This is a genomic window from Shewanella putrefaciens (assembly GCF_016406305.1).
GTDB classification, from domain to species: Bacteria; Pseudomonadota; Gammaproteobacteria; order Enterobacterales; family Shewanellaceae; genus Shewanella; species Shewanella putrefaciens_C.
Genome location: NZ_CP066369.1, coordinates 1,490,552 through 1,515,172, shown reverse-complemented (window position 1 = coordinate 1,515,172; position 24,621 = coordinate 1,490,552). Strand labels below are relative to the sequence as shown.

Sequence of the window (24,621 nt, the reverse complement as noted above, 5' to 3'; positions counted from 1 at the left end):
TTATTAGTCTGTCCTTGCTCAGAGTCGGGCAAAATCATTGAAAAGCGCAATGCTCATCAACATCAGCAATAGTGCTGCCCCAAATCTGAATCCTATTTCCTGCACCTTTTCAGATACAGGTTTACCAGTTATTACTTCAACAAAGTAATACAGCAGGTGTCCCCCATCGAGCACGGGTAAAGGCAACAAATTGATGATGCCTAAATTCACACTGATGAGCGCGAGGAACCCGAGAAAGTAGACCAAGCCATAGTTTGCACTACTGCCCGCACCCTGTGCGATTGAAATGGGTCCACTCAGGTTTTTCACCGACACGTCGCCGGTAAATAATTTGCCAATCATCTTAAAGCTCACAACAACAAGTTGCCATGTTTTATCGGCTGCTATGCCCAAAGAATCGATTGGTCCATATTCTAGTTGTAAACGCATATTCTCGGGCCACTGTGCCTGAGCTGGGCTCACGCCTAATACCCCGATTTCCTGCCCTTCGCTATTTTTAGCGCTCGACGGGGTGACAGAGACAGTAAACTGCTCTCCACCACGACGCACAGTAAGCTCCACAGGCACATTGGCAGAATGTTGAATAATGTCAACAAAAGCCTGCCAATCGGTATAATTTTCGCCATTTATGGCAACTAAGATATCACCGACCTTAAGTTCACTTTTTTCGGCGGCGCTACCCTCGCTAATTAATGCAATCGTGGGCTCAATTTCGGGTCGATAAATACCTAAGCCCAAAGTGGTGATTGGCGACTCTTTTTCAGGGTCGAAACGCCATTGACGGGTGTCTAAGGTATAAGTCCGCGAACTCGAATCTAAGCCCTGTAGGCCATTTAACGGGGCAAGGGAGATAGTTAAATTATCATCACCAATATGCCCAACCAAGGCTAAATTCACTTCCTCCCAGTTACGCACAGCTTGGCCCGATATTGCAGTCACTTGCATAGGTTCCGCCACTTGAATTTGCGCCGCTGCGGTTCCTGGGGTCGTCGAGGTGATAACAGGTTTAAGGGATGGCACGCCAATCAAGTACATAAAATACAGTGCTATTATGGCAAAAATAAAATTGGCGATAGGGCCAGCGGCCACAATGGCGATGCGCTGCCATACGGTTTTACGATTGAAAGCCTGATGTTTTAATTCATCGGGCACATCTTCTACCCGCTCATCGAGCATTTTGACATAGCCGCCGAGCGGGATCATCGCGACCACGTATTCGGTGCCATCTTTGCCCACTTTGCGCCAAATCGCCTTACCAAAACCAATGGAGAAACGCTCGACCTTGACGCCACAGCGGCGCGCAACGTAGAAATGGCCGTACTCATGGGCTGTAATTAACAGTCCCAATGCAACGATAAAAGAACCTAAGTTCCATAAAAAATCTAACATTCCACTCCTTATGTCATCCGTTAATCGGCATTAATCAACTATGCCTAAGCGATCTTGGCCAAGATTTCCCGCGCATAAACCCGCGTTTGCGCATCTAACGCAATAATATCCTCGATACTTGTCATCGCCCCTTTGGGGATAGCCGCTAAACAAGCTTCGTTGACTTGAGCTATTTGCGTAAAACCAATTTGCCCTTGCAAAAATGCGTCGACTGCCATTTCATTGGCTGCATTTAATACGGTTGTCGCCTCTTGACCTTGGGCACAGGCCTCCATTGCCAAAGCCAAGCAGGGGAAACGTTCAAAATCAGGTTCATAAAAGCTTAACTGTCCGACTTTGAAAAAATCTAAAGGTTCAACGCCCGAATGAATTCTTTGCGGATAAGCCATGCAATGGGCTATCGGCGTACGCATATCCGGGTTACCCATTTGGGCAATCACACTGCCATCTTTGTACTGCACCATAGAGTGGATCACACTTTGTGGATGGATAACCACCTTAAGTTGCTCTGCCTGAGTGTTAAACAACCAGCGCGCCTCGATAAACTCTAAGCCCTTGTTCATCATGGTCGCCGAATCAACCGAGATCTTCGGCCCCATGGACCAATTCGGATGTTTACAGGCCTGTGCAGGCGTCATGGCGGCAAGACTACTTAAGTCCGAGGTTAAAAAAGGGCCACCTGAGCCAGTTAGCAGGATATGGGAAATCCCCGAAGCCGCTAAGTCGCAGCGGCCTAAATTAGCCTGCACTTCCTGGGGTAAACATTGGAAAATCGCATTATGCTCGCTATCGACTGGCAGTAATGTCGCGCCAGAAGCTTTAGTCGCCTCGATAAACAGCTCGCCCGACATGACTAAGGCTTCTTTATTAGCCAACAATACCCGCTTACCCGCCCTCACAGCGGCGAGTGTTGGGACTAGACCTGCGGCGCCGACAATTGCCGCCATCACAGTATCCACCTTGGATGAAGTGACTAAATCGAGCAATTCATCTTCACCACTGGTGACTTGGATATTAAGCGCGGGCGGCAATAACGCTTTTAATGCCAAAGCAGCCGTCTTATCAACCATATGGGCGATTAGGGGTTGATGCGCCACACAGAGGTCGAGCATCTTATCGACACTCGCATTCGCCACTAACCCATAAACGCGGTAAGCGGCAGGATTGGCTGAAATCACACTAAGGGTACTGGCACCAATAGAGCCTGTCGCACCCAAAATCACCATATTTTGCATAGCGTTACATCCAGAATGCAATGTAGATCAGGGTAAACACCGGCAAGGCCGCTGTCAGGCTGTCGATGCGATCGAGTACACCGCCATGCCCAGGGAGAATCGTTCCCGAATCTTTGATACAAGCAGCGCGTTTAAACATACTCTCGGACAAGTCGCCAAGGGCCGAAATCAGCGCCACAAAAATCGTTACCGCGACCACTAATCCCAGCTCTTGCTCGGGGGAGACATACATAACCCCCGCCACAACCACCATGGTCGTCGCTAATCCACCTACTAAACCCTCAAGGGTTTTAGCCGGGCTAACCGCGGGCATTAATTTCGTTTTACCGATAGCCTTGCCAACGAAGTAAGCGCCTGAATCCGCCGCCCACACAATCAGCATCACCAGAAGCACTAAAGATGCTCCATAGTAAGGCGAAATCTGCGAGCTGATAGACTTAAGGGCTATCAGCGCCACAAAACAAGGCACTAAGGTTAATTGTCCAAACATGGACTTTAACATGGGATTTTTTTGCCAGAGTTTAGCGCTTTTAGGGTAAGTCACCACCAGCAAAAGCGAAATAGCCCACCAAAATGTACCAATCAAGATCACGGCTAAATAGATAGGATGCAACTGCCCCCGAAGCCACACGGCATCGATTGGGACAATTAAATTTATGGCGATTAATAAAATACCTAGGGTGCCGGTGAAGCTCCATTGGGTGACATCGCACTGACTATCGATAATCCGACCCCATTCCTTAGCGGCAATAAGAAAGACGGCAACTAAAGCCCAAGCAAAGTATTCGACAGGGAGTAAGAAGATCGCCCCCAAAACTAATGGAATTAACCAAATTGCTGTTATTATTCGTTGTTTTAGCAAAAAAAATCCCTCATGACGTTTTACAATGCGCGCATCTCATCAATCTGACTTCCCGTCAAACCGAAACGGCGCTGGCGACTGGCAAAAATGGCAATCGCTTCATGAAAAGCCTGTTCATCAAAATCAGGCCAAAGGGTGTCAGTAAACACCAACTCTGCATAGGCCGCCTGCCACAGCACAAAATTGCTGATACGACAGTCCCCACCCGTGCGGATCATTAAATCAACTTCACTCTGATTTTGCATGCACAAATGTTCACTTAAGGCTTCTTCGGTGAACTGACTGCTGGTCATTTCGCCAGTTTCGACCTTTTGTGCTAACTTTTGCGCCGCTTGCAGTATGTCCCAACGACCACCGTAATTGGCGGCGACATTTAGGACAAGCCCCGTATTCTCAGCGGTTTTTTCTTGGGCTGCACTAATTTGCTTTTGTAAACGAGCGGAAAAACGACTGATATCACCAATAATGTTGAGCTTAACCTGATTTTTATGCAGCAGTTTTATTTCACGCTGCAGCACAGTAAAAAACAATTCCATCAGCAAGCTGACTTCTTTATCGGGTCTACGCCAATTCTCGCTGGAAAACGCAAATAACGTCAGCGATTGGATCCCTAATTGACTCGCAGTGCTCACCGCACGTCTCACCGCTTTAACACCGGCCTTATGTCCCATGACTCGTGGTTTGCCCTGGGTTTGAGCCCAGCGGCCATTACCGTCCATAATGATGGCAACATGCTTAGGTAATGACTGTTTTACGAGTTCGGGTAATTGTCCAGGCAAGGTCGTTTGAGCATAGTGTTCACACTCGTCCGACCTAGATTGCGGATCAAATTCCACTGTGGATGACATCTATTACAACCCTTTAAAATAGACAAACGCCGTGTAGTATACCCCTACACGGCGCATCAACTCTAGCTTATCGAGCTTGAGATTAGACTTCCATCAACTCAATTTCTTTGGCCGCTAAAATATCATCGACCTTTTTAATATGAGCATCGGTGAACTTTTGTACTTCATCTTCAGTGCGGCGAACATCATCTTCAGTGCATTCTTTGGCTTTCTCAAGCTTTTTCACTTCAGAAATCGCATCACGACGGACGTTACGGATAGCCACACGGCCCGCTTCCGCTTCGTTACGCACGACTTTGATGAAATCTTTACGACGTTCTTCTGTCAGTGCAGGTAACGGAATACGTAAGGTTGCGCCGGCAGACATTGGGTTTAAACCTAAGTCTGAGCTCATGATCGCCTTTTCTACCGCTTGAATAGCGCTACGGTCGAACACAGTCACGGACAGAGTACGAGAGTCTTCAACGCCGACGTTAGCCACTTGGTTCAGCGGGGTCATAGTGCCGTAGTAAGACACTTGGATTGAGTCTAACAGGCTAGGGTGTGCACGGCCGGTACGCACCTTAGCCATTTGGTTTTTAGTCGCTTCTACACACTTGCCCATGCGCTCTTGAGCATCTTTTTTAATATCTGTAATCACGTTAAATGTCCTTCTTGGTCATTAAATAACTTTTTTCGCTCGGATCAATGTGCCTTCTTCTTCACCCATAATCACGCGACGTAGTGCGCCGGGTTTGTTCATATTGAACACTAGGATAGGCATGTCATGGTCACGCGCCATAGTAAAGGCAGCTAAGTCCATTACTTTTAATTCTTTTTCAAGTATTTCACCGTAAGTTAACTCGTCGTACTTAACGGCGTCGGGGTTTTTCATTGGGTCGTCGGAGTAAACACCGTCAACTTTGGTGCCTTTTAACACGACTTCGGCTTCGATTTCAATGCCACGTAAGCACGCCGCAGAATCAGTAGTACAGAAGGGGTTACCCGTACCCGCGGCAAAAATCACCACTCGGCCCGATTTTAATAAGCTTATCGCTTCAGCCCAATTGTAGTCATCGCACACCCCTTTTAATGGGATTGCTGACATTAGACGAGCATTAACATAGGCACGGTGCAAGGCGTCACGCATAGCTAAGCCGTTCATCACCGTTGCCAGCATACCCATGTGATCGCCCACCACACGGTTCATGCCCGCTTTTGCTAAGCCTTCACCGCGAAACAGATTACCACCACCAATGACCACACCCACCTGAATGCCTAACTCTACCAGCTCTTTCACTTCCTGAGCCATGCGATCTAATACTTTGGGATCGATGCCGAAGCCTTCGTCGCCCATCAGTGCTTCGCCACTTAATTTTAGAAGAATGCGTCTAAATGTAGGTTTTGGATTGGTGCTCATAATTTTTATCCTGGTCATAACAAGACCGCAGCCATTGCTGCGGTCTTGGGGGTATTTAGCGTTGGCGATTAAGCCTTTTTAGAAGCAGCGATTTGAGCAGCAACTTCAGCTGCGAAATCTTCTTCTTTCTTCTCAATACCTTCACCCACTTCTAAACGAATGAAGTTAGTGACTTTAGCGCCTTTCTCTTTCAAGAATTCGCCAACAGTTTTCTTTGGTTCCATGATGTAAGCTTGGCCAGTCAGAGAGATCTCACCGGTGAACTTCTTCATACGACCCACAACCATTTTCTCTGCGATGTCAGCAGGCTTGCCTTCATTCATAGAGATTTCGATTTGCAGAGCTTGTTCACGAGCCACTACGTCAGCTGGAACGTCTTCTGGATTAACGTATTCTGGCTTAGAAGCGGCAACGTGCATTGCGATGTGCTTCAGAGTTTCGTCATCAGCGTCACCGGTTACTACTACACCGATACGCTCACCGTGACGGTAAGAAGCTAATTTAGCACCGTCGATGTACTCAACGCGACGAACGTTGATGTTTTCACCGATTTTAGCAACTAAAGCAACACGCGCTTCTTCGAACTGTGCTTTTAAGTCTTCTAAAGCAACTTTAGACGCTGCAGCAACGTCTAATACTGAGTTAGCAAAACCTAAGAAGTTAGCATCTTTAGCAACGAAGTCAGTTTGGCAGTTTACTTCCAACAGAACAGCGAAACCTTCGCCGTTTTTGATCAGGATAGTACCGTCAGCAGCGATGTTACCGGCTTTCTTAGCAGCCTTAGCAGCACCAGACTTACGCATGTTGTCAATTGCTAACTCCATGTCGCCGTTGGTTTCTTCTAACGCTTTTTTACAATCCATCATGCCTGCGCCAGTACGCTCACGCAGTTCTTTAACTTGGGCAGCAGAAATTGCCATTGTTAAATCCTCTCTAAAAATTCGACTAATTTGCAGATATAAAACAGGGGCCGTATGGCCCCTGTTAACCAATCAAAAATCTTGGTTAATAAGGGTGATGATAATCATCCCGCCTTATTATTATTCGGCTTCTACGAAACCGTCTTGCTCAGCTTGAACAGCCAGATCTTGACCACGGCCAGCTTTAGCAGCAGCAGCTACAGAAGTAGTGTACAGGCGAATAGCACGCATCGCGTCGTCGTTACCAGGAACGATGTAGTTAACACCATCTGGCGCAGAGTTAGTATCAACAACTGCAACAACAGGGATACCCAGGTTGTTAGCTTCTTTAATAGCGATATGCTCGTGGTCAGCACCGATGACGAATAATACGTCTGGCAGGCCGCCCATGTTCTTAATACCGCCTAAAGATTTTTCCAGCTTTTCAAGCTCACGAGTACGCATCAGCGCTTCTTTCTTGGTCAGCTTGTCGAAAGTACCATCTACTGATTGGCTTTCCAGTTCTTTCAGACGTTTGATTGACTGACGAACGGTTTTCCAGTTAGTCAGCATACCGCCTAACCAGCGGTGATCAACATAGTACTGGTCACAAGACAGAGCAGCTTCTTTGATCGCTTCGCCAGCAGCACGTTTAGTACCAACGAATAATACTTTACCTTTCTTTGAAGCAACGTTGCTGATGAAAGCCAGTGCTTCATTGAACATTGGCACAGTATGCTCAAGGTTGATGATGTGAACACCGTTGCGAGCACCGAAAATGAATGGCTTCATTTTTGGGTTCCAGTAACGGGTTTGGTGACCAAAGTGGACACCGGCCTGAAGCATATCGCGCATTGAAACTGTAGTCATTTCTATTACCTTAAAATTTAGGGGGTTAGACCTCCACGTATCCCATGTCTTCGACCCCGCAGAGAATAACTGAGGGCACCCCGAAGAATGTGTCGACACGTGTGTGATTTAGTATTTAGACAAATTGCCATGTATAATGGCCGCCATCTTTAGTTTTGCCATCGCCCAAGAGCAGATAAAGCTGAGCTTGGGTAATTCATCAAGACTTAAACATAACGGCGCGCTTTATACCATAAATAGCCCTAAAGCACAAATTTTTGCATAGGGATGGCGTGGCCAATAGACATCGAAGACACAAGAGAAAACGCAATGAGTATCGTCATTAAGACAGCAGAAGAAATCGAAAAAATGCGTGCAGCGGGTAAGCTTGCCGCACAAGTGTTAGAAATGATCGCCCCCTATGTGAAGGCCGGCGTCACCACTAATGAACTCAACGATATCTGTGCCAAATACACCGAAGAGCAAGGTGCGATTTCCGCTCCGCTTAATTACCATGGTTTTCCTAAGTCAATCTGCACTTCGGTGAATAACGTTATTTGCCATGGCATCCCCAATGATAGTCCGCCATTGAAGAATGGCGACATTCTCAACATCGATATCACTGTCATTAAAGACGGTTACCACGGCGACACTTCAATGATGTTTTTAATCGGCGACGTAAGCCCGAAAGATAAGCGTCTGTGCCGTATCGCCCAAGAGAGCCTGTATTTGGCGATCCGTAAGGTGCGCCCCGGTTTAAAACTGGGTGAAATTGGTAATACTATCGAAAAATTCATCAAGGCCAGCAAAACAGGGCTTGAGAAATATTCCATCGTGCAAGATTATTGTGGCCACGGTATTGGTGCCGGTTTCCATGAAGAGCCTCAAGTCATGCACTACCGTAACGGTGATAACACGATTTTGCGCCCAGGTATGTGCTTTACCATTGAGCCGATGATCAACGCCGGTCGCCACACTACAGTGCTCGATCGCAATGATAATTGGACTGTGACCACCTCCGATGGTAAAAACTCAGCCCAGTGGGAACACACTTTATTAGTGACGCAAACTGGTGTTGAAGTGCTCACCTTACGTGATGAGGAAGATTTTCCGCGCTTTATCAATCACTAAATAATCCAAACAAGGGACTCGATGAATACAGCTCAGCTCGCAAAACTTGCACTAATCGAACAAAATCAAACGCTTTTAGCTAAATTTAAAGCAAAAGCCCCGATTGAAGAGCTCGTCACGCAGCGCTGCCAATTTGTCGATTCCCTCGTCAAACAGGCCTGGGGCCAACATGGCCTCCATGCCTATGACATCGCCCTTATTGCGGTAGGCGGTTATGGCCGGGGTGAATTACATCCCCACTCCGACGTTGATTTGTTGTTTCTGTTTGAGGGCGGCTTATCCCCCGCAGCCGAAGCTGCACTCAGTCAATTTATCGCCTTCCTATGGGATGCTAGTCTCGAAATCGGCCACAGCGTACGAACATTAGACGACACCCTAAGACTGGGCCGCGAAGATATCACTATCGCGACAAATCTTTTGGAAGCGCGGTTAATCGCAGGCCCAGAATCCCTATTCGACCGTTTATATGACGCCATTCGCCAGAGTGATTTTTGGACTTCCAGCGATTTTTTTATCGCCAAACGGGATGAACAGAATGCACGCCATGCCAAGGCCAGCGCCTTCGATTTAGAGCCCAACTTAAAAAGCTGTCCGGGTGGCCTTAGGGATATTCAGACTATCGCCTGGGTCGCCATGCGCCACTTTGGCGCGTCAAGGCTTGAAGAACTGGTTCAGTACGACTTTTTGGAGCCCGCCGAGTTAGAAGAGTTGCTCGAATGTCAGTATTTTCTGTGGAAGCTACGCTTCGCCCTGCACATGGCCATGGGCAGGGATGAAAACCGCCTACTCTTCGATGTTCAGCGCCAAGTTGCTGAATTGATGGGATATGAAGACGCCACCCAGCTTGCTGTCGAGCAAATGATGAAACGCTACTATCGCACGGTTCGCCGGGTGATGGAGCTCAACGAAATGCTGCTGCAACTGTTTAAGCGAGCGACACTTGGCCATACCAAGGCCCTTGAAATCCAAGCGATTGATAATGACTACCAACGCCGCGGCGCCTTTATCGAAGCCCTACGAGAAGACTTGTTCGACAGTGGCGAAGAAATCGTACGTCTGTTTGTGCACGTGGCAAAAAACTCCAATATCAAAGGCATTTACGCACCCACACTGCGATCACTGCGCCGCGCGAGACGTGCCCAGCCCCAAGCCTTGCAAGAAAACCCGCTCTGTCGCCAAGCCTTTATGGAAATTCTGCGCCATCCACGGGGGATTGTGGCCCTGTCCTTAATGCATAAACACGGCGTACTGTCGGCCTATTTACCCGCCTGGCGCCATATTGAGGGGCAAATGCAGTTTGACCTGTTCCACGCCTACACGGTCGATGAACATACCCACAGATTGCTGCTGAATATTGAACGATTTTCCCAGCCAGAACAAAAGGAAGAATTTCCCTTAGGCTCGATTCTGATCAACCAGCTACCCAAAAAAGGCTTACTGGTATTAGGCGCTATCTTCCACGATATCGCCAAGGGCCGCGGCGGCGATCACAGCAAACTGGGATCAAGCGATGCCCTCGCCTTCTGTAAACTGCACGGCTTAAACGACCACGATGGCCGTTTAGTGGCTTGGCTGGTCGAGAATCATCTGGTGATGTCAGTCACCGCCCAGCGCCGGGATATTTCCGACCCCGATGTAGTAGCCGACTTTGCCAATAAAGTCCGCGATGCAGTGCATTTAAGTTATCTGTATTGCTTAACCGTCGCCGATATCTGCGCCACCAACGAAAAAACCTGGAACAACTGGAAAGGCTCACTGCTACGCGACTTATACTTTTCGACCCAAAGGGTACTTGCCCGCGGTAAGGAAAAACCCGTCGATATTCGTGCTAGGGTGCGCGAATACCAAGCCAAGGCCAAGAAAGAACTACTACGGCGCGGTCTCAAAGAAAAAGATTTAGATACCCTGTGGCAGCGTTTCAAAGCGGATTACTTTTTACGCCATCAGCCCAATCAAGTCGCCTGGCACGCCGAAGCGATTTTAAAGCATAAACAACAGGATGAGCCCTTAGTGCTCGTCTCTAAGCACACTACCCGCGGCGGCACAGAGCTATTTGTCTACTGCCAAGATAGGCCAAAATTGTTCGCAACTGTGATGGCGGTGCTCGACAATAAAAATATCAACGTCCATGATGCCAACATCATGACCTCAAAAGACAATTATGCCCTCGATACCTTTGTGATTTTAGAGCAGGATGGTGAGCCCGTAAGCCAGTTGTCACGCATCCAAAGTATCCGCAAGGCACTTGAAAAAGCCCTGTCGAGCGACAGCCCAAAACTGCCACGCTTTCGAAAACTGTCGCGTAAGATGAAACCTTTTAATGTGCCAACACAAGTCAGTTTCCTCGAAAGCAGTCGCCATGGTACAAGTATGATGGAGCTTATCGCCTTAGATACGCCGGGCCTATTGGCTAAAGTGGGTGATATTTTTTACCGTTGTAACACAACACTGCTCGCGGCCAAGATCACCACCATTGGCGAGCGGGCGGAAGACTTTTTTATATTGCAGACCAATGATGGCCTGCAACTTAATGAAACCCAAGAAAATACCCTTAGGGAAGCGTTAATCAGCGCCCTTAGCGCAAGTCATACCTAATCAGTTTAATTAACTAAACCAGTGGGAGAAGTAAATGGAGGCTTTACGCCAACGTATTGAGGCCGCTTTCGAAGCGCGCGCCGACATCACACCAAGCACAGTCGACGCCAGCGTGCGCAGCGATGTGCAACATGTCATCAATATGCTCGACAAAGGTGAAGTGCGGGTCGCCGAAAAGATCGATGGCCAGTGGCATGTGCACCAATGGCTGAAAAAGGCGGTATTACTGTCCTTCCGTATTTTCGATAACGCGGTTATCGATGGCGCAGAAACTAAGTATTTCGACAAAGTGCCGTTAAAATTTGCCGAATATGATGAGGCACGTTTTAAGGCCGAGGCTATTCGTGTGGTGCCTTCTGCCACAGTGCGTAAGGGCTCATTTATCGGCAAGAATACCGTGTTAATGCCATCCTACGTCAACTTAGGTGCCTACGTTGATGAAGGCACTATGGTGGACACTTGGGCAACCGTGGGCTCATGTGCACAAATCGGTAAAAACGTGCATTTATCTGGCGGTGTCGGCATTGGTGGCGTACTTGAGCCATTGCAAGCGGGCCCGACAATTATTGAAGATAACTGCTTTATCGGTGCGCGCTCTGAAATTGTTGAAGGCGTAGTCGTCGAAGAAGGCTCAGTGATTTCTATGGGCGTGTATATCGGCCAAAGCACTCGGATTTATGATCGCGAAACCGGCGAAGTGCATTATGGTCGTGTCCCCGCAGGCTCGGTTGTCGTCTCTGGCAATCTACCCTCAGCCTGTGGCAAGTACAGCCTTTATGCTGCGATTATCGTTAAAAAAGTGGACGCAAAAACCCGCGGTAAAGTGGGTATCAACGAGCTACTGCGTATTGTTGATTAACCTTCAATCCTGAGGGTTAAGTCACAATAGACTAAAATGCCAAGCCCCTTGCTTGGCATTTTTTATATCCTAAAACTCTCCCTTTTCTCTCAAAAAAACACATGTCGTTACACAGAGACACACACAGATCCAGATCCAACATTTAGATACACTTGACCGCCCAAATACCCCTGCAAACTCCTCCAAAAGCAACTTAACTGAAAAAGGAATATCCCTCAGCAAGGAGCTTAATATGAAATCTACATTGGCAAAATTAGGTGGTATAGCCGCATTCTGTGCACTGGGTATAAGCACTCATGCGTTTGCAGCAATGGATCCACAGCTTGAAAATACCCTGATCGCGGTATGTAAAGCAGGTGCCAGCAATAGCTTGGTATCCTTCAATGGTACGATGAAAGAATATCGGATTAATGAAGCACGAATATTTCCACGTTTAGTCTGCAATGGTGAAAATTTTCATCAGTTCGCCTTGAGTCAAGGTGCCGAAAAAACCGCACAACGCATAGGACGTTATGTGCAAGGTCAAGTGACTATTAAAGATATTACCGCAAACACTATGGATGAGGTCTATGCCGTTAATTTTTAATCCATTGAATGTCCGACTCTAGAGGCGTCATTCAGGCGCCTTTTTTTTGACTGACCGATTTATTAATAAACTAATTAATTTATTGATTCATAATGTGTAATCTGTGCACAGGCGAACAATAGGGTCAAATCAAACGCTCAACCTCTTGCCGCTCCTTGTTTGCCATCGCTATCGCTCGCCAGCCAATGACACCTATGGCTTGGTGCGCTTTATTGACGACCACAAGAAACTCAATGTCCAATTGATTAAGCTGCTGCAAAGCATCCTCTGAGGTCGCGACATCGTTGATGATAGGCACAGAGTGCTCCATAATTTGATGGGCTTTTTTACGAAGAAAGGCCCTATCCTGTTCCCGCTCTGCGGCAGTGCCTATTAAGGGACTCAACCAGTAATCTAAAAGACGCTGAGTAATCATGCCGATGATTTTGTGCGTTTCATCCAACACCACGGCAACTTTCGCATGGGCGGTTGTTAATAAGCGCTTGATATCGGCAAGCTCATGGTCAAGTGTCACAGTCACTACCGGTTCTAATGCCGCTGAGCCGATATGATCACTGATGCTCAGCTCACGGTTAATTAAAATCTCTAAGCAGGTTTCCACTATTTCGGGATCGAACAGCGTACCTTTGCCCGCCCGTAATACTTCGGTCATTTTAGCCAAGCCCAAGGATGGCCGATAAGGTCGGTGGGAGAGTATTGAATCGACCACATCGGCAACCGCAATGATCTTGGCCTCGTAGAGAATGGCTTTATCTTTCAGTCCTAGCGGATAACCCGAGCCATCGAGCCGTTCGTGGTGCTGTAAAATCATCTGTTTAATCGGCCAGGGAAACTCCACACCTTCAACGATTTCCGCCCCATGCTGCGGATGAGTTTGGATTAACGCGTACTCTTCCTTAGATAACTTAGAAGGTTTAGTGAGGATTTGTGACGGTATGGCGAGCTTCCCTATGTCATGCACTAGGGCACCTATTTTAAGTCCTTCTAAACGCTGCGGTTCTAAGCCAAGCTTTTCTCCAATCAAATAACTTAACTGGGCAACTGACTTTTGATGCCCCGCGGTATAGGCATCCTTCAGTTCTAGCGCCTCTGAAATCGCGCTGATCAGCTGAGTTAATGAGTGAGATAACTGCTCTTTTTGGGCCTTAATGATTTTTGACTGGCGGGAAACGGCCCGTAATGACCGAGGTAACTCTATGGTATGCCAAAGAATACTCGCAAAGGTAAGCAAAGATCTTGCATCGCTGCGAGTATAAGGTTCATCCCTGCCTATCACACAAACTAAGCCGACCATTCGAGCACGAAATAAAATCGGCACCGCCATATAGCGGCCATTTAGCAGCAACTGATCAAATCCTAAATCCCCCCGATGTGGCAGATTGTCCCTGTCGTTATGGATAATGGGCTTATAGTTTTTAGCACATTCAAGCCATAAACGGCACTCACGCTCCGCGACTTGAATACCTTCTTTAACAAAATCCGTCGTATTATTTTTAGGGGTGGGATATTCGGAACGCGCAGCCAGAGTCAACGAACCTAACTTCTCGTTATGCAGCAAAATAAAACCATAATGGCTCCCCGTTAAGGACATGGCTTTAGATACTGCGACTTTAAATACATCTTCTTGGGGAGATTTAATAACATCTTCAATATGTTGCAGCCATGCATCACTTGCTTGAATCGCACGTCGGTAATCCGAGTGTAATTCTTTAATCTGTGGGTCTTCAAAATTGGTGTCAGATAGGATCAAATTCCAGCCCACATTGGGCACTAAATGCAGCGAAAAATGTAATCGCATGCCTTGATCATCTTGTAACTGAAACCCCACAATTTGCCTTTGCTGGCGAGCAATATCGGCACAGAGTTCAGCATTGAAGGCGCTAAAAAGTTCTGAGAGTGGCTGATTGATGATTTGTGCTGCAGAGCGCTTACAACGGGCGTAAAAGGCTTGGCTCATGCGCTGCACTCGAAATTGCCCATCGAGTTGCGCCCATGATAGCTCTAAATTGTCAGGTAGATCCTTCACCCCAACGATAAGACTTCGACTAGTTGACATTCATCACTCCCATCCATGACTAGCGCACTGGATAAACACTTTACGGGTACTTGCCAGAATACTCTAATAAAAGCTTACTCAACAATTGGATAATATATAAATGGATATTGCCATGGGTCAATGGGGCGAAACTACCGACGTTAAGCTGCCCCAACCTTCAGCGAAAAGCGCCCTTAAAATACAATGGTTTTATTACCATAAACGACCACTTGCTCGTTGAGCACCAGCTGCAGAGCCTTGCTGAGCACACTCTTCTCGACATCCCGCCCCGCCCTCGCCATTTCTAAGGCGCTGTAGCTATGATCGACGGGAATAACATCCTGCTTAATGATCGGCCCCTCATCGAGGCAATTATTCACAAAATGGGCGGTCGCCCCGATGATCTTCACCCCGCGCTCCCAGGCTTGACGATAGGGCGCGGCGCCAATAAAGGCGGGTAAGAAGGAGTGGTGAATATTGATAATTCGATTCGGATATTGCGCCACAAAATCGGGGGTTAATACCCGCATGTACTTAGCCAAGACTAAATAATCGGGTTCGTATTGCGATACCGCGGCAAGCAGCGCTTGCTCGTGTTGCGTTCTGTCTAATCCTTCATGGCTGACTAAATGGAAGGGAATATTGAACTTCTCCGTCAGTTCCCGCAGCGCGTTGTGATTACCAACCACGGCCGCAATTTCAACACTGAGCCCACCGTAATAGGCCTTCATCAGTAAATCGCCTAGGCAGTGCGCTTCTTTAGTCACCAGCACCACAATGCGCTTTTTACCAGCACTGACTAAGGTCATATGATTCTGTGCTGGCAGTACATCCCGCAGATCCTGCAGTAACTGCTCGCTATCGAATATCCCTTCTAACTCAGTGCGCATAAAAAATCGCCCCTGAGCATTATCCACAAACTCACTGTTTTTAATGATATTGAGTTTATGGTTAAAACATACGCCCGTGATCTTAGCGATAAGCCCTTGGGCATCGGCACAATCTGTCATTAGGATTTTACGTGCTAAGACTGGCTGAGCTTTCAATGCTGGTTCATGCTGTGACTGCAAAATCTGATCTCCTCTATGGTCCCTCATTCGAGTGTGCCATAGCTCATTACATCAAACAGCAGAAAATCTAACAAATAACGAGATAAAACCGACATTTCAGAAGATTCATTCGATAAACCCCAAAATTTAAGCCACAAATTTGGGGAATCTAAGGCGATGGAAGCAATATTGAGGCAAGCAAATGAATACCACACTAAGGATCGGGAGATATCTCGGCCAATATTGATCAAAACCAATAGACTTAACGGCGAGTATCCAAATAGCGCTGCAGTACTTTTCGCAGGGTTTCAGCCTTAGTGCCATACACCACTTGGACACCTTTTCCCATCACAATCACGCCCTTGGCCCCTAGCTGGCTCAAACGAACTTTATTGACCAATTCAGGTTTATGCACACTCAAGCGCAACCTGGTTAAGCAGGCATTCAACTCAACAATATTCTCTCTTCCGCCAAGTGCAGCAATGATCGCCCTTAAACTCTCCTTAGCCCCTTGATGCTCTTGTCGTTCGAGTCGACCGGGGGTTTTTAAATTAAAGGCTAAAATACTCAATCTAAACAAAAGGTAATAAATTATCGCCGTTAATGGGCCAAGGAAAATAAACCAACTCGTATTGCGAGAAAGGGAAAACAACAGCGAAAAATCCACCAGCCCGTGGGAAAACACTATGCTGTGGTGAATATCGAGCAGAATGCACACCGAATAGGCAAGGCCTGAGAGTAACGCATGAATTAAAAACAAAACCGGCGCCACAAACATAAAGGCAAATTCGATAGGTTCTGTCACCCCAGTCAACCAACTCGCCGCCGCGGCCGAGAGCATAATGCCGGCCACACGATTGCGCTCAGACCTATCGGCACAACGCCACATGGCAAGGGCCGCCGCGGGCAACCCCCACATTTTAATCAAATACCCGCCGGCAAGATTGCCCGCTTGGGGATCGCCCGCTAAATAGCGTGCCACTTCGCCACGGATAACTTCCGACCCCTGCAATTGATATTGTCCCACTTCCAAATAGAAAGGCGCATTCCAAATATGATGTAGCCCTAAGGGAATGAGCAAGCGCTCTAGCGCACCATACACGCCAAACGCAATCGCGGGCTTCTGATATACGGCCCAGTCCGACACTTGCTCAATCAGAAGTGACAGGGGTGGCCAAACATGGGCAAGCCCATAACCTAAGCCCATGGCCAAAGGAATAATCAGTAAAGATGCGCTACGCCGCCCCTCGAAGAATGAAAAAATGGCTGGCAATTGAATATATTGGCTCCAACGCACCGCAAGACAAGTGATACCGCCGAGCAACATACCACCCGCAATGCCAGTATCTAAAGTCTCCATCCCGAGTAAGGGCTGGGTTGGAAGTCGGTATAGATCGGCAAGGGCCGCTAGGGTTGCCGTCATCACCCCATACCCAAACACGGCGGTAAATGCGGCAATGCCTTGATCGCGGCAAAAACCTATGGCCACAGCCACCGCAAACAGCATGGGCATAATGGCGAAAATCAGCTTACCCACGGCCAACATCAGCACGGTAAGTTCAGCGGGCATAAAAGGAATCGGGCTTACGGTTAACCCCAACATCACTCCTGCCGCCGGTAAGATAGCAATAGGAATGAGTAACGCTTGGCTTAGGCGCTGGGCAAATTTAAACCATTGTTGAGTGACAAAGTGACCTAAGCGGCGAGCTCGGACTTGACGACTTGATTCCAACGTTCCAGCCATTTTATTGCTTCTACCTCAGGTTCCATGGTTTCACAGGCATCGATTTCAAGACGCTCAAGAATAGGTTTAGCGCCTAATTCAACCAGTAACTCATCAACTGACTTACCCGCACCACAGAAAGTCTCGTAACTCGAATCCCCAAGTGCAATAACACTGAATTTAAGCTCGGGTAAATAGGGAGCGGTATTTTTTAAGTGATAAAACCAAGGCTGAATATCATCGGGTAAATCACCTTGCCCCGTGGTCGAGGTCACCACCACTAACAACTCATCCTGGGGTGGAGTGAAATGGGCAATCTCGTCCGGTTGCCATAGTTTTGCCCCATAACCGAGTTGAATTAATGCCTTTTCTAAGGTTTCGGCCGTAAACTGTGCACTACCATACACAGTGCCAAACACCAGATTCACCTTTTTCATGGTATACTCCATTCTGCACTATTAAGCTGAACTTACTTTATTCTCAGGCTTTAGGGCAAGTAACGACGTAAAATATTTATAAATCAAGTTATTGAGCATGAGGAAGGCGACGGATGCGACAGACCACTAGGCTAAAACACCTCAAGCAGCATCACAAAACCACCAAAACTAGACGTAAGCACTACTTCCACGCCGCCCAGCAGGACCTTCAATCCCCTCTCGCTCCGACACCCGGTTTTTCAACCTTAGCCAATATGATGCAAAAGCTGTGTCCACAGGTGACAAATACTTCCATCATACAAGACTGATAACAACACAGGTGTAGATAGGCACTTAACGAATTGCCGTGGCCAGTCTCACTTTGATCAATCCCAGATAGATAATATAAAAGACGCTCGATAAGCCACTCAGCCCATTTTAGGCAGGTTTTTGCTCGTCCTTAGCGATCAACTATTTAGCAATCAATTATTTAATAATCAACTATTTAGCAATCAAGAGTGTCGGCTCTTGGCTGAGTACGGCATCATCCCAACCAAGACCGGAAAATACCTGCTCCCATTGTGGCTCAAGCTCAGTCTCAATGCTGATCCGAGTTTGGGTTACGGGGTGTGTAAAGGTGAGTTTTTTAGCGATAAGCCACAGGCGATTCAAGCCAAAATGTTCCCGGAAAAAGGCATTCTGTTTGCCATCACCATGGGTGGTATCACCTAAAATCGGATGACGCAAATGGGCCATATGCCTTCTTAGTTGATGCTTACGCCCCGTTTTAGGGCAAAGTCGCACTAACGCAAAACGACTCGTTGGATATCGTCCTGAAGGATATGGAATTTCCGCATTGAGCAAAGGCTCATAGGCAGTGACGGCATCCTGCGCCGCTTTATCCTGGCTTGCGTATTTATCCCCCACTTCATCGAGTTCAACTTTGAGGGCATAATCGAGCACACCTGATTCATGCATATTGCCACGAACTAGTGCAAGGTATTGTTTTTCAACAGTATGATTAGCAAATTGCTCACAGAGGTTATTGGCTATCTCGCTACTTTTGGCAAACACTAATACACCGGAAGTAGGCCTGTCTAAACGATGCACGGGAAATACATGGCAACCCACTAAATCCCGGGTCAACTGCATAGCAAAAAAACGCTCACGGCGGGCCAAATAACTACGGTGAACGAGTAAGCCTGCGGGCTTATGGATCGCAACTATATGTTCATCTTCAAATAAAATAGTCAACTCAGGCGCTTGCTCATCACAGTCACCTTGGGTGGCGGTGTCTAGTGCAGCATCGGGCATATCCAGCCATGCATCATCTTGGTTCATTTAACAACATATCCAATTCGTTTAAGACACCAATTAACAACTGTAATTGGCCCATGTTTTGCCACACATGCTGTGCCATTGGAGCAATAGCAATTTGCGAGGGCAATGGCTGCCCGGCGTCAATCAGCGCTTGCATGCGGGGGATAAAAATAAACTGTAACCATTGCTCCAAGGGCATAAGATCACAGGCAAAAGGGGCTGTGCTTGCCATGGCCTGCACGGAGGGGGCTGTGGTTGACCATAACCCTGCTTGACGTAAGCAATCGGATATTTGTGCTAGTTTTGTTCGCGTTTGACTATATAACATTGATTTCAAATCCACTGCACATTTAGCGCGGGATAGCGACATCCCCAAGATGCCCGCACGCTCATTCGGCCGATTAAAGTCCGGCAATCATACCATCCAGACGCACTTCCCCCTATAATGTCACCCATTTATTGAGCCTTTTTGATGATATTGTAGCCAAATGACTGAAATTACTACTCTTAGCCAATTTTTAACCACAGCCAAAACCCAGTTTCAAGTGTATGACCTAGGTCGCAGGGTGCAGCATATTGATCTGCTGGCGTTTCATCAAATCGAATCCCTTGCAACTCCCTATCCTTATCCAATACAGGGACATGCGCAATTTGCCATTGTATTTTGGGATGCGAGCCAGCAACACTTTATTTGGTTTCTAAAACTGGCCTTAGATGAACAAGGATTACTGTCGCCCGCGCCACGGTCACAATTTATCGAAATGGTGTTATCGGCCCTAGGGCAAGATCCCACCCAACCACTGAGTGATGAGCAGCAAGAACGCTTAGCCAACAACCCTTTTAGCTTTAAACCAAGCCAAGAAAAATTAGCGGTATTCAATGCATTAGTACGTAAGCAATTAGGACAAAGGGCATCAACACAGTATGAATTTGCAATGCAATACCTTGCTGGTCAAATCGCTCCCAGCCAATGGCAACAGGTAGGAATGCAAGGAATTGCCGATGTATGCGTGCGAGTTAAAGAGCAAGACCATGAGGCACACATTATTGCCAGTTTTGATACGACAGCAATGGAAGTGCAAATCGCCCTTTGCCAATGTTTAGAGCATGTGCATTTAAGCCCAGCACTTGCCAACAAAATTTTTGACAAGTTCACCCTGGCCCCTGTTGAATACAAAACCTATTTTCTTCGCGCATTAGCCTCCAATAACGAGTTAAGCCAAAAGGCATTTATTCATTTGCATCAAGCATCACAGCTAGATGCCAATAGCCTGCTCAGTATTGCAGGACGTAATTGGACTGTGCTAAAGCAAGAGGTGAGTCGCAGTATTTACTTAGAAGCACTAGCCCTTCAACCCCAAGCCTTTTTTAATCAGGTCTTTGCTGATATTGTGGCTATCCCTAGTTTACGCAATCAACTACTAGGTGAATTAAGAAATCCCAATCGTAGCGTTCAACTATCACAGGCCATAGGTGGTTTGTTTAAGGCGGCAAGCAAATGATGTCAGATTTACTGTTAATTATTGCATTGGTCGTGATTGCCGCATTCTTTTGGCAACTAAGACAAATGGCAGAATTAAGCCGTATTTTTGCCGAGAAAGAATGTTGTCGGCAAAAAGTTCAGCTCCTAGCGATTGCAATGGAAACCGCCCGCCCAAGCCTAGGTGGGACGACAGGAATATGCTGGAAAGCTAAATACTTATTTGAATTTAGTACCGACGGTATCAACCAATACAGTGGTCATATTTGGATGCTCGGCAAAAAAATTCAAAAAATTGAGTGGCCAATCTTCCCTGAGCCAGAATGGCATGAAGCGCCTACAGCGCAGGGTAAATTTGGCGGTTGTGGTACGCAAAGCGGCTGTAGCTCAGGCAAGTGCCATTAAGCGACTGACTATCGAAAAGGCTCAGTCTCAATAGTCAAACCAAGTCATCAATCCCCATAAAAGAAAGGGCGCGATCCTAAGATCACGCCCTTCTGTTCTCTGTTAAGCTATCCCGCTATTATTGTGCTCCCTGCACCATCCATGCGTAAACAAGCATCCTGCACATCCTTGCTCAATCCTTGATATTTCCCTGTACCTAAGTACTTCCCTATCTCTTGGCGTTCCTTTTACCAAGCTTGCTCCTTCCTGAGCGGTTCCACCATCATCCTTGAAATAGGTATTGAAGCATCCCTTCTAGTGCACTCCATGTGCCATTGCAGTCCTATGCAATTAGGCTATCTGTCCTTGATAGTCTTCCCTTCCGTGGTGTCTATGCGCTCTCATCCTGAAAGCTTATCTCCTTCTCACTCCCTCAGTGCTCATCCTTTAAACACTGCCCAGTCGTCCTGACCGCTAACATCCTGTTGTCTGTAGTTCCGTCTACAAATGAAGTTTACGACAGTCGTGGTGAGGCTTACGCTGCTGAAAATAAAAAGATCCACTGCAATATTAACGACACAATTAAAAATCAAACTTAACATACTGATTAAATAATATTTGATGAAAATGTGACGGCTTTTATCAGTCGAATAATTTACAAATTACTTACATGCTTGTGAGACATATCTCACAAAGAGATTGGCAGTTTTTATCCTTCCCAATGAATTTGGCAGGCTGACTAATGGATCGGCAGATTAAATTAGACGTAAATAACCGTATAAAAGAGCAAAAGTCAGTTAACTGATTTAATTTACAGCTGGGGATTGTTAGACATGGACATTTTGACGCACTCACCTGTTTCTCTGAAGTTGTGACTCTAATGGCTAAATACAGGCGGTGAACTCAGTTAAAAATAGCAAACCTAGATAAAGTCCTTTATCCCTTGCAGCTTGCAAAATAAAAAAAGAAAGGGCGCACTTAGTGCGCCCCATTTATCCTTTGTAAGCCTTCCTGCTCGATTCGTGCTCCCTGCACCTTCCATGCGTATGCTTGCTTCCTGTCATCCATGAGCTAATGAGTGTTTTAACACTCAGTCCCTTAATCCGAATCGTCCTGTTCGGAGCCTGTCACATCCTATGACCTAATCCTATTGCACCCGCATCCTGCTGATGTATCGTCCATGAATTGAGTACAAGCTGTTCACCCTTATACTATCCTTTCACACTATCCCTAAATACTATCCTTTATCTCGATACTTCCTGCACCGAGAAGCTTAATCCTTAAGCCCGTCCTGTATTCGTCCTGAAACCTATCATCCTGACAAGTGCGCTGTCCTATTATCATCCATGAACAAGCAACCCTGCTTTTCCTTAGCCTATCTTAGGCAGATGACAGTTTTCCTACCGTCACAGGTTCAAATCCAAGAACCTAAATTTGTAGCCTCCTGCGTCCCTTTCGCCTGTCTTGCAATCCATGCTATCCATCTGCTTTAGCGATGAATAAATTCTACGCCAATCCTGTTATTTTTGTTTCGTGAGAAGAACACACCTTAGCTTAAAATTTGCACAACCGAGAGCAATGCAAACTTAAGATATTGATTGTAAATTGTTTTTAAAAACACAGATGACAAAACAATCCAAAAGAAAACATTTTATCCTACAGTCTTTGTAAGCAATATCTCACAAGGGGATGAGCATCTCACTTGTATAGATTCTTTAGCGCTTCAATAAGTTGCGCAGCATCTGTGCAAACATCACCCAATCGCTCATTAAACTATACAAAGGATATTGAAATGTCGCGGGTCGATTTTTCTCAAAAATGAAGTGCCCAACCCATGCAAATCCATAACCCACAATAGGAATAAACCACAATAGCCAGCAGTTATGGGTGACTATGGCGCCCACCAATAACAGCAACACTAAACTGCTACCGATAAAATGCAGCCACCGACACGTCTTGTCTTGGTGCTGTGAGAGGTAAAAGGGATAAAAATCGGCAAAACATTTGTATCGCTCATTCATCTTGTTGACCCGCATAAAATAATAATTGCCCTGGCACACTGCCAATAACCAATTCGCCCAGTGAGACAAAATCATGCTGAGTCAATAAATGCGTATGGCTTTCTTGAGTCGTAAAAACCCCGATACCATCGAGCTCGGGCTGTTCATCACACCAACTTACAACCGCTTGTACGAGCTGATGACCTAAGCCTTTGCCCTGTTCGTTCAAAGCTAAAGCAATAAACTGCAAGATCCCACAGTGATTGCTAGGTAACAATTCCAAAATTGTCGACTCTTTTTTCATTATAGCTTGGGTCGATTGCCATCCCGTACCGAGCAACATTTTTAAACGCCAATGCCAATAGCGCCCTTCCCCAAGTGGCACTTCTTGAGTCACGACACAGGCCACGCCCACTAAACGTTCTTGATCAAACAACCCTATTAGTGCTTGTTTTTGTTGCCATAGCGTATTGAGTTCTTCACGAATAGCGGCGCGCAATTTTTGTTCGTAGGCAAACTTATCAGAAGTTGCGAGCGCTTCGACAAAGAAGGGATCATCATGGTAGGCATTGTAAAGAATTGAAGCGGCAACACGTAAATCTTCGGCGGTCAAATAAACTGCACGACACTCGTCCAAGGTTTTATTGTCCATTATTAGAATTCCTTGATTTAGATCACACTCTTATGAGTACTAATCAATGTAACAAGGAAACAAGAAAGTGCAAATTTTAATCATAAATTGCATTTTTCAGCGAGTCGCATACCCTAAGTTAAGGCACATATTGGAAAGGCATAACAAATGGATACCACACCCGTAGATTTAGCACATTTATTTGAACAACTGGGATTGGATAATCACCCCGCAGCCATAGTGCAATTTATCGCGACCCATAAATTAGCGCCACACATACACTTAAGCCAAGCGCCCTTTTGGACATCGGCCCAGAAGAGCTTCATTATCGAAGCCCTAGAAGCCGATGCCCAATGGACTGAGCTTATTGAGCAGCTAGATACTCAGCTCAGAAAGCCCTAATCTCGCAGACTTTGCGGCTAGGCTCGGTTAGATTTTGCTATAAGCTGTATCACCCCAGCCCACTAACGCATTGTTGCTAAGGACGATGGGGGTACATTCGTCCTTAGTGGTTTTACCGTCACTATGGGTATGTTGGGTTCGATAAAAAAGCACTAACACTTCTTTATTGGCTTCACCTTGCTGAGCACTTTGTTGAATATAAGCTTCGCTCAAATCAGCGGTTCCCATTAGGGTCATAACTTGGTCTTTACTCATGCCAAGGCTGAGTTTAATTAAATTATTGCGATTCTTTTCCTGCACTTTTTCCCATGATTCACTGCTATCCCAACCCGATTCTCCATCGCCAACATTGACCACGCAGCCGCTAAGACCTAAGCTTGCAAGCCCTAAAAAAGTAACTGCGATAAGTTTGCGATTAAATCTAGTATTCATCATATGACTTCCTGTGTAATTGTTATTGAGATGCTGCAAAAAGCAAAATACACGCCAAAAATATAATTAATTGTTATTTAACAATAAAATCAATATC

At 46.5% G+C, this 24,621-nt stretch carries 24 protein-coding genes; 7 read left to right on the top strand and 17 right to left on the bottom strand.

Going from position 1 to position 24,621, the window contains the following annotated elements:
- Positions 1 to 18 precede the first annotated feature (18 nt).
- The 8 genes from rseP to rpsB all read right to left on the bottom strand — a co-directional run bounded on the left by rseP (position 19) and on the right by rpsB (position 7,502).
- Positions 19 to 1,389 carry a sigma E protease regulator RseP gene (gene rseP, locus JFT56_RS06485; RefSeq protein ID WP_198782867.1) on the bottom strand — a complete coding sequence of 457 codons (1,371 nt, stop codon included), beginning with the start codon at positions 1,387 to 1,389 and terminating at the stop codon, positions 19 to 21.
- A 44-nt stretch (positions 1,390 to 1,433) separates the two neighbouring features.
- Positions 1,434 to 2,624, bottom strand: a complete 1,191-nt coding sequence (ispC, locus tag JFT56_RS06480; protein ID WP_198782866.1) for a 1-deoxy-D-xylulose-5-phosphate reductoisomerase — start codon at positions 2,622 to 2,624, stop codon at positions 1,434 to 1,436.
- Positions 2,625 to 2,628: 4 nt separating this feature from the next.
- On the bottom strand, positions 2,629 to 3,486 hold the full coding sequence (locus tag JFT56_RS06475; RefSeq protein WP_198782865.1) for a phosphatidate cytidylyltransferase: 858 nt from the start codon (positions 3,484 to 3,486) through the stop codon (positions 2,629 to 2,631).
- A gap of 20 nt (positions 3,487 to 3,506) precedes the next feature.
- On the bottom strand, positions 3,507 to 4,334 hold the full coding sequence (locus JFT56_RS06470) for an isoprenyl transferase (protein ID WP_198782864.1): 828 nt from the start codon (positions 4,332 to 4,334) through the stop codon (positions 3,507 to 3,509).
- 82 nt (positions 4,335 to 4,416) lie between these two features.
- Positions 4,417 to 4,974: a ribosome recycling factor gene (gene frr, locus JFT56_RS06465; protein WP_198782863.1), complete on the bottom strand. Its 558-nt coding sequence runs from the start codon at positions 4,972 to 4,974 to the stop codon at positions 4,417 to 4,419.
- 21 nt (positions 4,975 to 4,995) lie between these two features.
- Positions 4,996 to 5,733, bottom strand: coding sequence for a UMP kinase (gene pyrH, locus JFT56_RS06460; RefSeq protein ID WP_198782862.1), 738 nt, complete (start codon positions 5,731 to 5,733; stop codon positions 4,996 to 4,998).
- Between the two features lie 68 nt (positions 5,734 to 5,801).
- A complete protein-coding gene (gene tsf, locus JFT56_RS06455; RefSeq protein ID WP_198782861.1) occupies positions 5,802 to 6,653 on the bottom strand; it encodes a translation elongation factor Ts in 852 nt (283 codons plus the stop codon).
- 120 nt (positions 6,654 to 6,773) lie between these two features.
- Entirely contained in the window at positions 6,774 to 7,502 is a 729-nt protein-coding gene (rpsB, locus tag JFT56_RS06450) for a 30S ribosomal protein S2 (RefSeq protein ID WP_037458301.1), read from the bottom strand.
- Between the two features lie 309 nt (positions 7,503 to 7,811).
- Between rpsB and map the strand changes: the two genes are divergently transcribed.
- The 4 genes from map to JFT56_RS06430 all read left to right on the top strand — a co-directional run bounded on the left by map (position 7,812) and on the right by JFT56_RS06430 (position 12,652).
- Positions 7,812 to 8,612, top strand: coding sequence for a type I methionyl aminopeptidase (gene map / locus JFT56_RS06445; protein ID WP_198782860.1), 801 nt, complete (start codon positions 7,812 to 7,814; stop codon positions 8,610 to 8,612).
- Between the two features lie 21 nt (positions 8,613 to 8,633).
- Entirely contained in the window at positions 8,634 to 11,207 is a 2,574-nt protein-coding gene (gene glnD, locus JFT56_RS06440; RefSeq protein WP_198782859.1) for a bifunctional uridylyltransferase/uridylyl-removing protein GlnD, read from the top strand.
- Positions 11,208 to 11,241: 34 nt separating this feature from the next.
- Positions 11,242 to 12,066 carry a 2,3,4,5-tetrahydropyridine-2,6-dicarboxylate N-succinyltransferase gene (gene dapD, locus JFT56_RS06435; RefSeq protein ID WP_007646778.1) on the top strand — a complete coding sequence of 275 codons (825 nt, stop codon included), beginning with the start codon at positions 11,242 to 11,244 and terminating at the stop codon, positions 12,064 to 12,066.
- A gap of 232 nt (positions 12,067 to 12,298) precedes the next feature.
- Positions 12,299 to 12,652, top strand: a complete 354-nt coding sequence (locus JFT56_RS06430) for a DUF3718 domain-containing protein (RefSeq protein WP_198782858.1) — start codon at positions 12,299 to 12,301, stop codon at positions 12,650 to 12,652.
- A 124-nt stretch (positions 12,653 to 12,776) separates the two neighbouring features.
- Here JFT56_RS06430 and JFT56_RS06425 read toward each other — a convergent pair whose 3' ends face one another.
- The 6 genes from JFT56_RS06425 to JFT56_RS06400 form a co-directional block, all read right to left on the bottom strand.
- Positions 12,777 to 14,708, bottom strand: coding sequence for an HD domain-containing phosphohydrolase (locus tag JFT56_RS06425; RefSeq protein WP_198782857.1), 1,932 nt, complete (start codon positions 14,706 to 14,708; stop codon positions 12,777 to 12,779).
- A gap of 173 nt (positions 14,709 to 14,881) precedes the next feature.
- Positions 14,882 to 15,697, bottom strand: coding sequence for a formyltetrahydrofolate deformylase (gene purU / locus JFT56_RS06420; RefSeq protein WP_198783507.1), 816 nt, complete (start codon positions 15,695 to 15,697; stop codon positions 14,882 to 14,884).
- A gap of 301 nt (positions 15,698 to 15,998) precedes the next feature.
- Positions 15,999 to 17,480 carry a PTS transporter subunit EIIC gene (locus JFT56_RS06415; RefSeq protein ID WP_198782856.1) on the bottom strand — a complete coding sequence of 494 codons (1,482 nt, stop codon included), beginning with the start codon at positions 17,478 to 17,480 and terminating at the stop codon, positions 15,999 to 16,001.
- Positions 17,432 to 17,896, bottom strand: coding sequence for a flavodoxin (locus tag JFT56_RS06410; RefSeq protein WP_198782855.1), 465 nt, complete (start codon positions 17,894 to 17,896; stop codon positions 17,432 to 17,434). Before JFT56_RS06410 ends, JFT56_RS06415 begins: the two co-directional genes overlap by 49 nt.
- A 480-nt stretch (positions 17,897 to 18,376) precedes the next feature.
- Positions 18,377 to 19,216, bottom strand: coding sequence for a tRNA pseudouridine(65) synthase TruC (gene truC, locus JFT56_RS06405; protein WP_198782854.1), 840 nt, complete (start codon positions 19,214 to 19,216; stop codon positions 18,377 to 18,379).
- A complete protein-coding gene (locus JFT56_RS06400; protein WP_198782853.1) occupies positions 19,203 to 19,523 on the bottom strand; it encodes a YqcC family protein in 321 nt (106 codons plus the stop codon). The genes truC and JFT56_RS06400 overlap by 14 nt, the downstream gene beginning before the upstream one ends.
- 160 nt (positions 19,524 to 19,683) lie before the next feature.
- On the opposite strand from JFT56_RS06400, the gene JFT56_RS06395 reads away from it, so the two are divergent.
- Positions 19,684 to 20,697 carry a DUF3549 family protein gene (locus JFT56_RS06395; protein WP_198782852.1) on the top strand — a complete coding sequence of 338 codons (1,014 nt, stop codon included), beginning with the start codon at positions 19,684 to 19,686 and terminating at the stop codon, positions 20,695 to 20,697.
- Positions 20,694 to 21,080, top strand: a complete 387-nt coding sequence (locus JFT56_RS06390) for a DUF3301 domain-containing protein (RefSeq protein WP_198782851.1) — start codon at positions 20,694 to 20,696, stop codon at positions 21,078 to 21,080. Before JFT56_RS06395 ends, JFT56_RS06390 begins: the two co-directional genes overlap by 4 nt.
- 1,694 nt (positions 21,081 to 22,774) lie before the next feature.
- Here the strand turns inward: JFT56_RS06390 and JFT56_RS06385 are convergent.
- Positions 22,775 to 23,080 carry a DUF962 domain-containing protein gene (locus tag JFT56_RS06385; RefSeq protein ID WP_198782850.1) on the bottom strand — a complete coding sequence of 102 codons (306 nt, stop codon included), beginning with the start codon at positions 23,078 to 23,080 and terminating at the stop codon, positions 22,775 to 22,777.
- Entirely contained in the window at positions 23,073 to 23,711 is a 639-nt protein-coding gene (locus JFT56_RS06380) for a GNAT family N-acetyltransferase (protein WP_198782849.1), read from the bottom strand. Before JFT56_RS06380 ends, JFT56_RS06385 begins: the two co-directional genes overlap by 8 nt.
- A 147-nt stretch (positions 23,712 to 23,858) precedes the next feature.
- Between JFT56_RS06380 and JFT56_RS06375 the strand changes: the two genes are divergently transcribed.
- Complete coding sequence (locus JFT56_RS06375) at positions 23,859 to 24,092, top strand: DUF2789 domain-containing protein (RefSeq protein ID WP_198782848.1); 234 nt, start codon at positions 23,859 to 23,861, stop codon at positions 24,090 to 24,092.
- 27 nt (positions 24,093 to 24,119) lie between these two features.
- Here the strand turns inward: JFT56_RS06375 and JFT56_RS06370 are convergent, their stop codons facing one another.
- Positions 24,120 to 24,527, bottom strand: coding sequence for a DUF3192 domain-containing protein (locus JFT56_RS06370; RefSeq protein ID WP_198782847.1), 408 nt, complete (start codon positions 24,525 to 24,527; stop codon positions 24,120 to 24,122).
- Between the last annotated feature and the right edge of the window lie 94 nt (positions 24,528 to 24,621).

Coding starts and splice junctions, on each gene's coding strand:
- glnD (WP_198782859.1), top strand. CDS start 8,634: ATGAATACAGCTCAGCTCGCAAAACTTGCACTAATCGAACAAAATCAA.
- JFT56_RS06410 (WP_198782855.1), bottom strand. CDS start 17,896: ATGAAAAAGGTGAATCTGGTGTTTGGCACTGTGTATGGTAGTGCACAG.
- JFT56_RS06395 (WP_198782852.1), top strand. CDS start 19,684: ATGACTGAAATTACTACTCTTAGCCAATTTTTAACCACAGCCAAAACC.
- JFT56_RS06370 (WP_198782847.1), bottom strand. CDS start 24,527: ATGATGAATACTAGATTTAATCGCAAACTTATCGCAGTTACTTTTTTA.
- JFT56_RS06415 (WP_198782856.1), bottom strand. CDS start 17,480: ATGGCTGGAACGTTGGAATCAAGTCGTCAAGTCCGAGCTCGCCGCTTA.
- JFT56_RS06385 (WP_198782850.1), bottom strand. CDS start 23,080: ATGAATGAGCGATACAAATGTTTTGCCGATTTTTATCCCTTTTACCTC.
- rpsB (WP_037458301.1), bottom strand. CDS start 7,502: ATGACTACAGTTTCAATGCGCGATATGCTTCAGGCCGGTGTCCACTTT.
- purU (WP_198783507.1), bottom strand. CDS start 15,697: ATGACAGATTGTGCCGATGCCCAAGGGCTTATCGCTAAGATCACGGGC.
- JFT56_RS06430 (WP_198782858.1), top strand. CDS start 12,299: ATGAAATCTACATTGGCAAAATTAGGTGGTATAGCCGCATTCTGTGCA.
- JFT56_RS06380 (WP_198782849.1), bottom strand. CDS start 23,711: ATGGACAATAAAACCTTGGACGAGTGTCGTGCAGTTTATTTGACCGCC.
- map (WP_198782860.1), top strand. CDS start 7,812: ATGAGTATCGTCATTAAGACAGCAGAAGAAATCGAAAAAATGCGTGCA.
- truC (WP_198782854.1), bottom strand. CDS start 19,216: ATGAACCAAGATGATGCATGGCTGGATATGCCCGATGCTGCACTAGAC.
- rseP (WP_198782867.1), bottom strand. CDS start 1,389: ATGTTAGATTTTTTATGGAACTTAGGTTCTTTTATCGTTGCATTGGGA.
- dapD (WP_007646778.1), top strand. CDS start 11,242: ATGGAGGCTTTACGCCAACGTATTGAGGCCGCTTTCGAAGCGCGCGCC.
- JFT56_RS06375 (WP_198782848.1), top strand. CDS start 23,859: ATGGATACCACACCCGTAGATTTAGCACATTTATTTGAACAACTGGGA.
- tsf (WP_198782861.1), bottom strand. CDS start 6,653: ATGGCAATTTCTGCTGCCCAAGTTAAAGAACTGCGTGAGCGTACTGGC.
- JFT56_RS06390 (WP_198782851.1), top strand. CDS start 20,694: ATGATGTCAGATTTACTGTTAATTATTGCATTGGTCGTGATTGCCGCA.
- JFT56_RS06470 (WP_198782864.1), bottom strand. CDS start 4,334: ATGTCATCCACAGTGGAATTTGATCCGCAATCTAGGTCGGACGAGTGT.
- JFT56_RS06400 (WP_198782853.1), bottom strand. CDS start 19,523: ATGTTATATAGTCAAACGCGAACAAAACTAGCACAAATATCCGATTGC.
- pyrH (WP_198782862.1), bottom strand. CDS start 5,733: ATGAGCACCAATCCAAAACCTACATTTAGACGCATTCTTCTAAAATTA.
- ispC (WP_198782866.1), bottom strand. CDS start 2,624: ATGCAAAATATGGTGATTTTGGGTGCGACAGGCTCTATTGGTGCCAGT.
- JFT56_RS06425 (WP_198782857.1), bottom strand. CDS start 14,708: ATGTCAACTAGTCGAAGTCTTATCGTTGGGGTGAAGGATCTACCTGAC.